This is a genomic window from Kitasatospora sp. NPDC059646 (genome assembly GCF_042734615.1).
Taxonomy (GTDB): domain Bacteria; phylum Actinomycetota; class Actinomycetes; order Streptomycetales; family Streptomycetaceae; genus Kitasatospora.
Map to the genome: position 1 here is coordinate 14854 of NZ_JBHWDS010000020.1, position 12436 is coordinate 27289.

General features: G+C 73.8%; 12 protein-coding genes. 6 read left to right on the forward strand and 6 right to left on the reverse strand.

What is annotated here, in order from left to right; translation table 11 throughout:
- Positions 1-38 precede the first annotated feature (38 nt).
- The gene (locus tag ACFV1L_RS16435; protein ID WP_380366415.1) at positions 39-623 is read right to left on the reverse strand and encodes a TetR/AcrR family transcriptional regulator; all 585 of its coding nucleotides are present in this window, start codon (positions 621-623) and stop codon (positions 39-41) included.
- Positions 624-727: 104 nt separating this feature from the next.
- Here ACFV1L_RS16435 and ACFV1L_RS16440 point away from each other — a divergent pair, with 104 nt between their 5' ends.
- Positions 728-2941 carry an MMPL family transporter gene (locus ACFV1L_RS16440; protein WP_380366417.1) on the forward strand — a complete coding sequence of 738 codons (2214 nt, stop codon included), beginning with the start codon at positions 728-730 and terminating at the stop codon, positions 2939-2941.
- 64 nt (positions 2942-3005) lie between these two features.
- Here ACFV1L_RS16440 and ACFV1L_RS16445 read toward each other — a convergent pair whose 3' ends face one another.
- Together ACFV1L_RS16445 and ACFV1L_RS16450 are read right to left on the reverse strand one after the other, a co-directional pair.
- Positions 3006-3467: a hypothetical protein gene (locus ACFV1L_RS16445; RefSeq protein ID WP_380366418.1), complete on the reverse strand. Its 462-nt coding sequence runs from the start codon at positions 3465-3467 to the stop codon at positions 3006-3008.
- A 230-nt stretch (positions 3468-3697) separates the two neighbouring features.
- A complete protein-coding gene (locus ACFV1L_RS16450; protein WP_380366420.1) occupies positions 3698-4258 on the reverse strand; it encodes a dihydrofolate reductase family protein in 561 nt (186 codons plus the stop codon).
- Between the two features lie 161 nt (positions 4259-4419).
- On the opposite strand from ACFV1L_RS16450, the gene ACFV1L_RS16455 reads away from it, so the two are divergent.
- A complete protein-coding gene (locus tag ACFV1L_RS16455; RefSeq protein WP_380366421.1) occupies positions 4420-4710 on the forward strand; it encodes a hypothetical protein in 291 nt (96 codons plus the stop codon).
- 7 nt (positions 4711-4717) lie between these two features.
- Here the strand turns inward: ACFV1L_RS16455 and ACFV1L_RS16460 are convergent, their stop codons facing one another.
- The gene (locus ACFV1L_RS16460; protein WP_380366423.1) at positions 4718-5695 is read right to left on the reverse strand and encodes a sigma-70 family RNA polymerase sigma factor; all 978 of its coding nucleotides are present in this window, start codon (positions 5693-5695) and stop codon (positions 4718-4720) included.
- A gap of 195 nt (positions 5696-5890) precedes the next feature.
- On the opposite strand from ACFV1L_RS16460, the gene ACFV1L_RS16465 reads away from it, so the two are divergent.
- From ACFV1L_RS16465 to ACFV1L_RS16480, 4 genes are all read left to right on the forward strand, one after another.
- The gene (locus ACFV1L_RS16465; protein ID WP_380366425.1) at positions 5891-7123 is read left to right on the forward strand and encodes a cytochrome P450; all 1233 of its coding nucleotides are present in this window, start codon (positions 5891-5893) and stop codon (positions 7121-7123) included.
- A 90-nt stretch (positions 7124-7213) separates the two neighbouring features.
- On the forward strand, positions 7214-8971 hold the full coding sequence (locus ACFV1L_RS16470) for an MFS transporter (protein ID WP_380366426.1): 1758 nt from the start codon (positions 7214-7216) through the stop codon (positions 8969-8971).
- The gene (locus ACFV1L_RS16475) at positions 8968-9435 is read left to right on the forward strand and encodes a MarR family winged helix-turn-helix transcriptional regulator (protein ID WP_380366427.1); all 468 of its coding nucleotides are present in this window, start codon (positions 8968-8970) and stop codon (positions 9433-9435) included. Before ACFV1L_RS16470 ends, ACFV1L_RS16475 begins: the two co-directional genes overlap by 4 nt.
- A 298-nt stretch (positions 9436-9733) precedes the next feature.
- A complete protein-coding gene (locus ACFV1L_RS16480; RefSeq protein ID WP_380366429.1) occupies positions 9734-10732 on the forward strand; it encodes a zinc metalloprotease in 999 nt (332 codons plus the stop codon).
- 109 nt (positions 10733-10841) lie between these two features.
- Here ACFV1L_RS16480 and ACFV1L_RS16485 read toward each other — a convergent pair whose 3' ends face one another.
- Together ACFV1L_RS16485 and ACFV1L_RS16490 are read right to left on the reverse strand one after the other, a co-directional pair.
- Complete coding sequence (locus ACFV1L_RS16485; protein ID WP_380366430.1) at positions 10842-11282, reverse strand: hypothetical protein; 441 nt, start codon at positions 11280-11282, stop codon at positions 10842-10844.
- A gap of 344 nt (positions 11283-11626) precedes the next feature.
- Complete coding sequence (locus ACFV1L_RS16490; RefSeq protein WP_380366432.1) at positions 11627-12373, reverse strand: TetR/AcrR family transcriptional regulator; 747 nt, start codon at positions 12371-12373, stop codon at positions 11627-11629.
- Positions 12374-12436: the final 63 nt, after the last annotated feature.

Here is a 12436-nt window from a genome sequence, read left to right on the forward strand (position 1 = left end):
GGCCGTCGGGCGAGTCGGCCGACCCGCCCGAGCGGTCGTCAGGTGAGCTGGCCGGGCGGGAGGGTGGCGATGCCGGCCGCCAGGAAGGCCATGGCGGCTTCCAGGTTGGCCTCGGTGGGCCGCAGGTAGAGCTCGCTGACCACGGCGGCCGCCGCGGCGGCGACCATCCGGGGCGCGAAGTCGTCGGGGGCGGCGCCGTGCTCGGCGGCGAAGATCCGGGCGCCCTCCTGGATCGCCTCGGCCAGGCGGCTGTTGGCGACGGCGCGCAGCTGCGGGTTGCGGTCGAGCATCGCCTCCCACAGCCCGTCCAGCTCGCCGTCGGCGGGGTGCTCGGCGAGGTCGGTGCGCAGCCAGCTCTCCAGTGCCTCCAGGGTGCTGGTGCCGGGCGCGCGGTCGTTGAGGGTCTGGGCGAGGCGGCCGGTGAACTCGGCGAGGTGGCAGGTCGCCAGGTCGAGCTTGGCCGGGAAGTACAGGGTGACGGTCCGCGCCGACACCTCGGCCCGGTCCGCGATGTCGGCGATGGTGGTCGCCTCGAAGCCGCGCTCCGCGAACAGCTGGTAGGCCGCCCGCAGGATCGCCTCCCGACGGCGGGCCTTGCCGCGTTCCCTCGCACCCTCGGTCATGGGACGCATGCTACCAGTGTTACCGGCGGCGGTAATTTTGCAGTCCACTGCAAAGTTGCCTTAGAGTGCAAAAACTCCACTGGTTTCGAGCACGAGGGGGCGCCATGGCGTCGGTCCTGTACGGATGGGGACGGTGGGCGGTACGCCGCCGAGGCCGGGTGATCGGGCTGTGGCTGCTGCTGCTCGCGACGATCGGCGCCCTCGGCGCCACCCTCGCCGGGCCCACCAGCACCGAGTTCACCGTCCCCGGCATCGAGTCGCAGCAGGCCCAGGACCTGCTGGAGCGCCAACTGCCGGAATCCGCCGGCGGCACCGCCCGCCTGGTGGTCGCCGCGCCCGCCGGCCGGACCCTCGACACCCCCGCCGCGCACGCCGCGCTGCAGGACGGCCTGCACCGGGTCGCCGCGATACCCGGCGTGGTGCACGTCGCCGACCCGTTCGAGAGCCGCACCGTCTCGCCGGACCTCCGGATCGCCTTCGCCGACGTGCAGTTCGCGCAGCCCGCGCACGACGTCCCGCAGAGCGCCAAGGATGCGCTCACCGACGCCGCCGCCCCGCTGCGGGACGCCGGACTGCAGGCCGAGTACGGCGGCACCGTGATGGAACCCGCCATCGAGGTCGGCGGCCCCGCCGAAGTGATCGGCGTGGTGGTCGCGTTCGCCGTCCTCGCCGTCGCGCTCGGCTCGCTGGTCGCCGCCGGACTGCCGCTGCTGACCGCCCTGGTCGGCGTCGGCATCGGCGTGCTCGGCGCCCAACTGCTCGCCAACGTCGTCGAGATGACCGGCACCGCGACCGTGCTCGCGCTGATGATCGGCCTCGCCGTCGGCATCGACTACGCGCTGTTCATCATCGCCCGGCACCGCGAACAGCTCGCCGACCCCGACACCGGCGTCGAGGAGTCGGCGGCCCGCGCCACCGCCACCGCAGGCAGTGCCGTGGTGTTCGCCGGCGCGACCGTGATCATCGCGCTGGCCGCGCTCGCCGTCACCGGCATCCCGTTCCTGACCGTGATGGGCCTGGCCGCCGCCGCGACCGTGCTGCTCGCCGTCCTGGTCGCCGTCACCCTGGTGCCCGCGCTGCTCGGCCTGCTCGGCGAACGCCTGCGGCCGCGCGCCCGGGCCGCGAACCCGGAGAAGCGGCCGGGCACCTGGTCGGCGGCCTGGGCGCGCGCCGTCACCCGCAAGCCGCTGGTGGTGCTGCTGGTCGGCGTGGTCGGCCTGCTCGCCCTGGCGCTGCCCGCCCGGGACCTGCGGCTCGGCCTGCCCGGCAACGCCTCGCAGCCCGCCGCCAGCACCCAGCACAAGAGTTACGACCTGCTCAGCGAGGGCTTCGGCCCCGGCTTCAACGCCACCCTGGTCGCCGTGGTCGACGCCACCGGCATCCCCGCCGAGCGCCGCGAGCCGGCCCTCGCCGAGCTGCACGCCACGCTCTCCGCCGACCCGGGCGTGGCCGCCGTCGGCCGCCCCGTCGCCAGCGCGGACGGCAGCACGGTCGCCGTCCCCGTCGTCCCGCGCACCGGGCCCGACGACCGGGCGACGAGCGAGCTGGTCGACCGGCTGCGCGAGCACAAGGCCGCCGTCACCGCGAGCGGCGGCACGCTGTACATCGCCGGGGCGACCGCCGCCGCGATCGACGTGTCCGGCAAACTCGCCGACGCGCTGCCGCTGTTCGTCGGCCTGATCGTCGTGCTGGCCCTCGCCCTGCTGACCGTCGCGTTCCGCTCGCTGCTGGTGCCGCTCAAGGCGGTGCTCGGGTTCCTGCTGTCGGTGGCGGCCGCGCTCGGCATCACCGTGTGGGTGTTCCAGGACGGGCACCTGAACGGGCTGCTCGACATCCCGTCCGCCGGGCCGGTCACCAGCTTCCTGCCGGTGCTGCTGATCGGCGTGCTGTTCGGGCTCGCGATGGACTACGAGGTGTTCCTGGTCAGCCGGATGCGCGAGCACCACCAGCACACCGGCGACGCCGCCGGGGCCGTCACGCACGGCGTCGCGCGGAGCGGACGGGTCGTCACCGCCGCCGCGCTGATCATGGTGGCGGTGTTCGGCGGCTTCGTGTTCAACCACGACCCGATCATCAAGTCGATCGGGTTCGCGCTCGCCGTCGGCGTGTTCATCGACGCCTTCGTGGTCCGGATGACCCTGGTGCCGGCCGCGATGGCCCTGCTCGGCCGCAGCGCCTGGCGCCTGCCGCGGTGGCTCGACCGGGTCGTCCCCGACGTCGACCTGGAGGGCGCGAGCCTGCCCGCGTCCGCGCCCCGTCCCGCCGCGAAGGCGGCCGCGGCGGAGGTTGCGAAGGCGGCGGAGGCCGAGCGGGTCTGACGGCGCGGCAGACGGGCCGGGCCCGGGAGCTGCGCCTCCCGGGCCCGGCCGGCACGTCCTCGGGTCAGCAGGACACCGCGGCGTTGACGGTGACCGGGGACGGGCCCCAGCCGAACTTGGTGACGCTGAAGGTGCCGCTCACGGTGGAGCCGCAGGCGACCGTGGCGCTCGGGCCGTTGACGGTGACCGTGCTGGCGAGGAAGTTGACGTACTGCGAGGTCGAGCCGAGCGAGGCCCCGCCGACGACCTGGCCGGAGATCGTGGTGGCGAGCTCCTGGGGCTGCGGCGGGAAGTCCGGGCTGGGCGGGCCGGCCAGGGCGATCCGGCCGAGGAACTGGACGCTGCCGCCGGTGACCGAGGCACAGACCTGGGTCATCAGACCGGACTGGAGCGACCAGGGGCTGCAGGTCTCGGTGGTGGTGGCAGTGGTGGCGGTGGAGGCCTGGGCGGGAGTGGCCATCAGGGCGCCGGCGGTGGCCAGGCCTGCGGCGAGCAGGGTCAGCCCCTTGATCGAGCGTCGGTTCATCGCGCGTTCTCCTTCACGTGGTGGTGCCCGGCCGAGGGCAGTGATAATGGGGTTGCACATGTGATATTTCACATGTCGCGTGACTTAAGGTGCCACACGTTCGAATGCCGGGTGGGCTTTTCAGGGAGGAAATGCGGTGCTCGGCCGGATCATGACCATGGATGGCGAAATTGCACCCCGGTCTGCTCCGACCCCCGTCACCGGAGGCCGGAGCAGACCGGGCCCGGCCGCTACGCGGCGGCCGGGCCGTACACCACGTGCAGGGTGCCGCCGGCGAACGCCTCGCTGGACAGCAGCGACAGCTCGACCGGGTCGGCGCCGTCGTCGAACAGGCGCATCCCGCGGCCGCGGGCCACCGGGTGGACGAACAGGTGCAGCTCGTCCAGCAGGCCCGCCGCCAGCAGCTGGCGGACCACCGACACCGAGCCCGACATGCCGATCGGGCCGCCCTCCTCCTGCTTGAGGGCCCGCACGCCCTCGATCAGGTCGCCCTTCAGCTGCTCGGAGTTGCGCCAGGTGAAGGAGAGGTCCCGGCGCGAGACGACGATCTTGCGGGTGTCGCCGATCGCCTTCGCCATCTCCGCGTCCTCGCCGCCCTCCAGCTCGCGGGCCGGCCAGGCGCCCGCGAACACGTCGTAGGTGGTGCGGCCCATCAGCACCGTGTCCGACGCGCCCAGCAGCGCGCCGACCGCCGCGCCCAACTCGGCGTCGAAGTACTTGAAGTGCCACTGCTCCGGGCTCTCCACGACGCCGTCGGCGGAGATGAACAGGCCGGCGGTGATCTTCCTCATGCGTCCGTGCTCCTTGCTCGGGTGGTGCGCTGTTCGCTGACAACCGGTCAGACGGGGCCCGCGCACCGGACTCATCGGTCCGGCGAAGAAAAATCGGAGAAATTTCGGCCAGGTCGGCCGGCCACCGATGAGTCCGGGGCCGACGACCGGTCAGGACGGGCATGGACCGCACCCGGACGACCGTCGAGTTCGACGTACCACCGCACCACGCCGCCCGCCCCGCACTGGAGGCGCGGTTCACCGCCCTGCTGGACGCCCACGACCCGCCCGTCCGGATCGCCCTGCTGGTCGGGAACGTGCTGCGGCCCGCCCCCGGCGACCTCCACCGCCTCGGCAGGCTGGCGGTGCTCGCCCGGCGGACGGGCCACCAGGTGGTGCTGCGCGGCGTCGGCCCCCGGCTCCGGCTGCTGCTCGACCTCACCGGGCTGACCGACGCCCTCCCCGAGGGCTGACGGCATGTCAGGCCCGCGGATCCTCCGTCAACCGCATCGGAAGGCCCCACAGCGGGAACAGCCGCTCGACGTCCATGTGATTGGTCATGGTGGCGATCCGGCCGTCCACGATCTCCAGCACCGTGATGCCCCACGGCGTCCAGCCGTCGCCGTCCTCGGCCACCCGGTACTGCGCGAACGCCGGCGAACCGTTCGCCTCCACCGGCAGCAGCCGGGAGTTCACGCAGCCGCAGCCCGGACCCCGCCACCACGCGTCGAGCTCCTCGACGCCCCGCACCCACATCCGGAACGGCGGCATGTTCAGCACCGCGTCCTCGTGCAGCAGCCGCTTCAGGGCCTCGATGTCGAACGCCTCGAACGCCTGCACGTAGCGGGCCAGCAGGGCGCGCTGCGCCTCGTCCAGCGGCTTGAACGTGTCACCCGTCGACGCGCCGTCGCCCAGCGTCGCCCGGGCCCGCTGCAGCGCGCTGTTCACCGACGCCACCGACGTCTCCAGCAGCTCCGCCGTCTCCGCCGCCGACCACGCCAGCACCTCCCGCAGGACCAGCACCGCCCGCTGACGGGCCGGCAGCTTCTGCAGCGCCGACACGAACGCCAGGCGGATCGACTCCCGGCCCAGCGCCACCTCCGCCGGATCGCCCGACAGCACCCGCGCATCCGGCACCGGCCCCAACCAGATGTGCTCCTCCAACTGCGTCAGGTCCGGCGCGCCCGCCGGACACGGCGAGGTCAGGTCCATCGGCCGGGCCCGCCGCTGCGCCGCCGGACCCATGTCCAGGCAGACGTTGGTGGCGATCCGGTACAGCCACGTCCGCAGCGCGGACCGGCCCTCGAAGCCGTCGAACTTCGACCAGGCGCGGACCATCGTCTCCTGCACCGCGTCCTCGGCCTCGAAGGCCGACCCCAGCATGCGGTAGCAGTACGCCGTCAGCTCCCGCCGGAACGGCTCCAACTGCTCCGCGACCCCGTCACGATCCATGATCATTGGCACGCCGGCCACCCTAGCGGGAGCCGCCGACAACCGGCCCGCGCGGCGCCGCCGACCCGTGGCGCCCCACGCCCGGGCGCTCCCCGGGGCGGCGGCCGGAAACCGGCCCGGCCCGGCGGAATGACAGGTACAGTCCGAGATTGACCGCGCGTTCGGTCCGACCGCCAACCAGCCCGCCGGAGGAGCCTCCTGATGGACACTCAGCGCTGCCCCTACCGACTCGACACCACCGGAAGCGACCTGCCCGGCGAGGCCGCCGCGCTGCGCGCCCTCGGCTCCGCCGCCCCCGTCGAACTGCCCGGCGGCGTCCCCGCCTGGTCCGTCACCGACCCAGCCCTGATCAAGCGCCTGCTCACCGACCCCCGGGTCTCCAAGGACGCCCACCGGCACTGGCCCGCCTACATCGACGGCGAGATCGCCGAGGACTGGCCGCTGCGCATGTGGGTCGACGTCCGCAGCGCGCTCACCGCCTACGGGCCCGAACACGGCCGGCTGCGCCGGCTGATCAGCCCCGCGTTCACCGCCCGCCGGATCCGTGCCCTCACCCCCGAGATCGAGCGGATCACCGCCGAACTCCTCGACCGCCTCGCCGCACTGCCCGAAGGCCGCCCCGTCGACCTGCGCAACGAATTCACCTGGGTGCTGCCGCTGATGGTGGTCAACACCCTGCTCGGCGTCCCCGAGGAGCTGCACGACGCGTTCCGGGCGAGCATCGGCCGGCTCTTCGACACCGCCGTCACCCCCGAGGAGTCCGTCCGCAACGGCGAGGCCGTCTACGGCCAACTCGCCGACCTGGTCGAGGCCAAGCGCCGCGACCCCGGCGAGGACGTCACCACCGCGCTCATCCAGGCCCACGACGAGGAGACCGGCACCGGCCTCACCGAACGCGAACTCCTCGACAGCCTGCTGCTGTTGATCGGCGCCGGCCACGAGACCACCGTCAACCTGCTGGGCAGCGCGATCACCGCGCTGGCCGCCCACCCCGAACAGGTCGACGCCCTCCGCAAGGACCCGGCCCGCTGGCCGGACGCCGTCGAGGAGACGCTGCGCCTGCGCCCGCCGGTCGCCAACATCCTGCCGCGCTTCGCCGTCGAGGACCTGCACGACGAGGCCAGCGGCATCACCTTCGCCCGCGGCGACCTGCTGCTGATCAACTTCACCGCCACCGGCCGCGAGGAGGCGCTGCACGGCCCCGACGCCGACCGCTGGGACCACACCCGGGAGACCCGCCGCGACCACCTCTCCTTCGGCCACGGCACGCACTACTGCCTCGGCGCCGAACTCGCCCGGCTGGAGGCCCGCATCGCCCTCGCCGCGCTCTTCGACCGCTTCCCCCGCCTGGCCCTCGCCACCGCCGAGCTCCGGCCGCTGGAGTCCTTCATCTCGGACGGCCCCCGCGAACTCCCGGTCCTGCTGCACGGCTGAGGGCCGGACCAGGGGGCTGGTCGCCGGCATGGGCCGGGAGTAATTTGGTTCACCTCGGCCAACTGTCATCACGGCCACCAGGGGCGGGAGATGGGTGACGTGGGCACGGGAACGGCCGGGTCGGGCCGGCTCGGGGCGGAGCATCCGCGCTACAAGTGGGTCGCGCTGTCGAACACCACGCTCGGGATGCTGATCGCCACGATCAACTCCTCGATCGTGCTGATCTCGCTGCCGGCGATCTTCAACGGGATCCACCTCGACCCGCTGAAGCCCGGGAACGTCAGCTACCTGCTGTGGATGCTGATGGGCTACATGCTGGTCACCGCCGTGCTGGTGGTGACGCTCGGGCGGCTGGGGGACATCTGGGGACGGGTGCGGATCTACAACGCCGGGTTCCTGATCTTCACGATCACCTCGGTGGTCCTCTCGCTCGACCCGATGGACGGCGGGGGCGGTGCGCTCTGGCTGATCGGCTGGCGGGTGGTCCAGGCCGTCGGCGGCGCGATGCTGATGGCCAACTCGGCGGCGATCATCACCGACGCGTTCCCGGCCCGGCAGCGCGGCACGGCCCTCGGCGTCAACATGGTCGCGGCGATCGCCGGTTCGTTCGTCGGGCTGGTCCTGGGCGGCCTGCTCGCCGAGTGGAACTGGCGCTCTATCTTCTGGGTCAACGTCCCGATCGGCATCGTCGGCACCGTCTGGGCCTACCGCTCGCTGCGCGAGACCGGCGTCCGCCGGCCCGGTCGGATCGACTGGTGGGGGAACGTCACCTTCGCCGTCGGCCTCACCGCGCTGCTCGCCGCGATCACCTACGGCATCCAGCCGTACGGCGACAGCGCCATGGGCTGGGCGAACCCGTGGGTGGTGGCCGGGCTGTTCGGCGGCACCGCCGTGCTGGCCGCGTTCTGCGTGATCGAGCGCAGGGTCGCCGAACCGATGTTCCCGCTGCGGCTGTTCCGCGACCCGGTGTTCGCCGGCGGCAACCTGGCCGCGCTGCTCGGCTCGGTCGCCCGCGGCGGACTCCAGTTCATGCTGATCGTCTGGTTGCAGGGGATCTGGCTGCCGCTGCACGGCTACGACTACGTCGAGACCCCGCTGTGGGCCGGCATCTACCTGCTCCCGCTGACCGTCGGCTTCCTCGCCGCCGGGCCGATCGCCGGACACCTCTCGGACCGGTTCGGTGCCCGGATGTTCGCGGCCGGCGGTCTGGTGGTGACGGCCCTCTCGTTCGCCGGACTGCTGGTGCTGCCCACCGACTTCGGGTACCCGTGGTTCGCGCTGCTGGTGTTCCTCAACGGCCTCGGCGGAGGCCTGTTCGCCGCGCCGAACACCGCACTGGTGATGTCCGGCGTGCCCGCCGCCGACCGGGGTGCGGCCTCCGGCATGCGGGCCACCTTCCAGAACGCCGGCATGGTGCTGTCCATCGGCGTGTTCTTCTCGCTGATGGTGGCCGGCCTGTCCGGCTCCCTGCCGGAGGCCCTGCACAGCGGGTTGAGCGCGCAGGGCGTCGCCGCGGGGGACGTCCACCAGATCGCCCGGACCCCGCCCGTCGGCCTGCTGTTCGCGGCCTTTCTCGGCTACAACCCGATCCGTGAACTGCTCGGCCCGCACGTGCTGTCCACGCTGCCGGCGGCCGACCGGCAGGCGCTGACCGGGCGCGAGTTCTTCCCGAACCTGGTCTCCGGCCCGTTCCACGACGGACTGATGGTGGCGTTCTCGCTGGCCATCGCGATGTCGCTGGTCGCCGCCGGCGCCTCGCTGCTGCGCGGCCGCAGGGCCGCCGGGGCCGGCGACGGCGCCGAGGAGCCCGCCGCCGACCGGGCCGTCACGCGGGGCGCGGCCTCGTGAACACCGGTCCGGAGCAGGCGGGTCCGGGGGCCGAGGGCGGGTTCGACCCGGCGGACGTGGTCCGCCTGCGGCTGGTCGTCGCCCGCCTGCACCGGCAGCTCGCGCAGGCGTCCGACCGGCGGGACTTCACCTTCGCCCAACTCTCCGCGCTGGCCCGGATCGAGGCCCACGGCCCGATCCGGCTCGGCGAACTCGCCGCCCGCGAACGGGTCGCCGCCCCCTCGATGACCCGCACCGTCGCCCCCCTGGTCGAGTCCCACCTGGTCAACCGCCTCCCCGACCCGGACGACCGCCGCTCCGCGCTGGTCGAACTCTCCGCCGAGGGCGTGGAGTTGCTCGCCGAGATCCGCCAGCGGCGGTCCGAGGTGCTGGCCCGCCGCACCGCCGACCTCGACCCGCGGGAACGCGCCCTGCTGCTGGCGGCGCTGCCGGTGCTGGAACGGCTGGTCGCCTTCGAGGACTGACCGCACCGGCGGCCGGCGGCCCTGAGGGGACGTCAGGAGCCGTTCCGGGGTGCGAGGGCCGGTGTGCGCGGGGGAGGAGCGGCTGCTTTCGGACAGGCCGGGGGCCGGGCCGGCCACCCGGGGCGGCGGGACATCCTCCATGTGCGGCCGGGTCCAGTCGCTCAAACGTCCGGATTATGTCCGATTCGTCGTCAGGATCTCCCGGCCGGAACGCATCTGATGCGTACATGCTCCTTTGCGTAGCCTTGACCCGGCGGCCCCCCTCGACCGCCGTCCCCCACACTCCCCAGGAGCGCAGATGCGTCGTTCCGTTCGCGTCCCCTCGCGTGCCGTCAGCCGCCTGCTCAGCGCCGCCGCGCTGGTCGCCGCCGTCGGCCTCACTCAGTTCGCCGCCCCCGCCACGGCCACCACCGCGCAGGCCGGGGCCTCCACCGAGTGCACCGCAGCGGAGACCCACGACGACGCCGCGGCCCGCAAGCCCGCCGGCAACACCGCCGGGCACGACCCCAACGCCGTCACCGACGCGCAGGCCAAGGCGATCGAGGCCGACCTCCAGGCCCGCGTCGCCCAGTTGGCGAACTCCGCCCAGGGCGGCGCCCTGCTCGCCCCCGGCACGCTGGCCGCCACCACCATCCCGGTGTACGTGCACGTGATCCACTCCGGGACCACCGGCAAGCTGTCGGCCACCACCATCGCCAAGCAGATCGACGTCCTCAACGCCGCCTACAGCGGCCAGGGCGCGGGCAACACCCCCAGCCAGTTCCAGTTCCAGCTGGTCTCCACCGACTACACCGACAACGCGGGCTGGTACGCCGGCGTCACGCCGGGCTCCAGCGCCGAGAGCTCCATGAAGAACGCGCTGCGCAAGGGCGGCGCCAACGCCCTCAACCTGTACACCGCCAGCCTCGGACAGTCGCTGCTCGGCTGGGCGACCTTCCCCAGCAGCTACAAGTCCAACCCGAAGGACGACGGCGTGGTCATACTCGACACGTCCTTCCCCGGCGGCTCGGCCACCAACTACAACGAGGGCGACACCGCCACCCACGAGGTCGGCCACTGGCTCGGCCTCTACCACACCTTCCAGGGCGGCTGCGGCGGCCAGGGCGACTACGTCTCCGACACCCCCGCCGAGAAGACCGCCGCCTACCAGTGCCCGACCGGCCGGGACACCTGCACCGCCACCGGCGTCGACCCGATCCACAACTTCATGGACTACACCTACGACTCCTGCATGACCCAGTTCACCGCGGGCCAGGTCGCCCGGATGGCCAGCTCCTGGGCCGCCTACCGGGCCTGACGAAGCATCCGGTCCGGACTCCGGGCCACCCGTCGTTGCCGGCGGGTGCGAGGTCACGGGACCGCGCACCCGCCGGCGGCGCGTCGTCGGCGACGGGGCGGACGGGGCGTCAGAGCGTGACGGAGCGGCGGCGGCGGCGGCGGGCGCGCAGGGCCAGCCGGAGCCAGAAGAGGAAGAGCGCCAGACCGGCCGCCGCGACGGCCAGACCGCGTTGCCAGGCGTTGCCGCCGCCGGGCGGGTACACCTTGCCGGCGTAGGCCACGGCGGGGGAGCGGTCGCCCAGCAGGCGGGCCGGGAGCCGGCCCATCACGTGCGCCGCGGTGAGCGCGGGCCCGGCGGGGTCGTCCGGGGTGAAGGTGCCCTCGACGACGCAGCGGCCGCAGTCGACGGCCTCCGCGGTGACGGTGAACGTGCCCGGGGCACCGGCGCCGTGCGCCACCGACCAGCCCGGGGCCGCGTAGCCCGCGCCGACCAGGAGCAGCAGCAGGGCCGTCACCAGGACCGCCCAGCGGATCGCCGCCGCCCGCACCCTGCTCCGCCGGTCCTCCATCGCCGCACCGCCCCCGTGGTTCGTGCTGCCCGAGCCGAGGGCCATCGTGCCACAGGGGGTGGAGCAGCGGAGCCGGGCCTTCTCCGGGGGGCGGGGATCGCCGCCGCGCCCACCGCTCCGGGCGCCTCCCGGAGCCGGGGCACGGGTCCGCTGCGGAGGCCGGGGCCGGTGTCGGGATGCCGTGCCCGCCCGGCCGGCGAGGGGCGGCGGGGCGGGACGGCGGGGCAGCAGTCATCAGCCTCGGGGTGGTGGCCGAGGCCCGGCAAGCCGGATCGGGGGGAATGGCCGGGGGACCGTCGGCCTGGCCGGAGATGTTCGGCCGGCTGCGCGATCCCGAGGGCGGATCAGGACACCAGTGCGGCGATTCCGTCCAGCACGATCTCCAGGCCCGCCTCGAACTCCTCGGCGGGTGCAGGGTGTTCGCCCTCGACGATCAGCTCCGCCAGGAGCGGGTGCCGGCCCGCCGCCACCACCCGCCGCAGGTACGGGGAGTTCGCGTCGCGCCACTGCTCCTCCGAGCGGCCCTCCGCCCGGTCCGCCTGACGCTCCGACAGCTCCGTGCGCAGCGACCCCACCAGGTAGGACTGGAACGCGGCGGCGGCCCGCCGCAGCTCCGCGGGCCGGCCGGCGAGGTTGGGGGCGCTGTTCAGCGCGGCGAGCTTCGCCTCCAGCGCGGCCAGCGCGTGCGGCCCCACGTGCGGTCGGCCGCCCAGCAGTTCGGGGAACCACTCGTGCCGCAGCGCGGCCCGCCGGGTCAGCGCCGCGATCAGGCGCAGGCCCGCGCGCCAGTCCAGCGGCGGCCGGCCGGCGGCCGGGGCGGGCGGGACGATCTCGGCGTAGACCGCGTCCGCCATCAGGTCGAGCAGTTCGCTCTTGGTGTCCACGTACCCGTACAGCCGCATCGGGCCGACCTCCAGCGCCGCCGCCACCCGGCGGATCGAGACGCCGTCCAGGCCGTCCGCGTCGGCGAGTTCGAGCGCCGCGCCGACGATCAGCTCCCGGCTCAGCGGATGCGGCGTCCGCCGGGCCGGGGGCTCCGGGCGCTCCCAGACGGGGGCGGGCTCGGGATCTGCGGTCCGACGTGGCGTCATGAGGGGTTCTCCACAAGGGCGGTGACAGGCGTGCGCGGCGGTCGATACAGTGTATCGACCGAT

What these genes read in the sequence shown, in the direction of transcription:
- ACFV1L_RS16465 (WP_380366425.1), top strand. Translation starts at nt 5,891, where the DNA reads ATGGACACTCAGCGCTGCCCCTACCGACTCGACACCACCGGAAGCGAC.
- ACFV1L_RS16480 (WP_380366429.1), top strand. Translation starts at nt 9,734, where the DNA reads ATGCGTCGTTCCGTTCGCGTCCCCTCGCGTGCCGTCAGCCGCCTGCTC.
- ACFV1L_RS16450 (WP_380366420.1), bottom strand. Translation starts at nt 4,258, where the DNA reads ATGAGGAAGATCACCGCCGGCCTGTTCATCTCCGCCGACGGCGTCGTG.
- ACFV1L_RS16445 (WP_380366418.1), bottom strand. Translation starts at nt 3,467, where the DNA reads ATGAACCGACGCTCGATCAAGGGGCTGACCCTGCTCGCCGCAGGCCTG.
- ACFV1L_RS16490 (WP_380366432.1), bottom strand. Translation starts at nt 12,373, where the DNA reads ATGACGCCACGTCGGACCGCAGATCCCGAGCCCGCCCCCGTCTGGGAG.
- ACFV1L_RS16460 (WP_380366423.1), bottom strand. Translation starts at nt 5,695, where the DNA reads ATGATCATGGATCGTGACGGGGTCGCGGAGCAGTTGGAGCCGTTCCGG.
- ACFV1L_RS16440 (WP_380366417.1), top strand. Translation starts at nt 728, where the DNA reads ATGGCGTCGGTCCTGTACGGATGGGGACGGTGGGCGGTACGCCGCCGA.
- ACFV1L_RS16435 (WP_380366415.1), bottom strand. Translation starts at nt 623, where the DNA reads ATGACCGAGGGTGCGAGGGAACGCGGCAAGGCCCGCCGTCGGGAGGCG.
- ACFV1L_RS16485 (WP_380366430.1), bottom strand. Translation starts at nt 11,282, where the DNA reads ATGGAGGACCGGCGGAGCAGGGTGCGGGCGGCGGCGATCCGCTGGGCG.
- ACFV1L_RS16470 (WP_380366426.1), top strand. Translation starts at nt 7,214, where the DNA reads ATGGGTGACGTGGGCACGGGAACGGCCGGGTCGGGCCGGCTCGGGGCG.
- ACFV1L_RS16455 (WP_380366421.1), top strand. Translation starts at nt 4,420, where the DNA reads ATGGACCGCACCCGGACGACCGTCGAGTTCGACGTACCACCGCACCAC.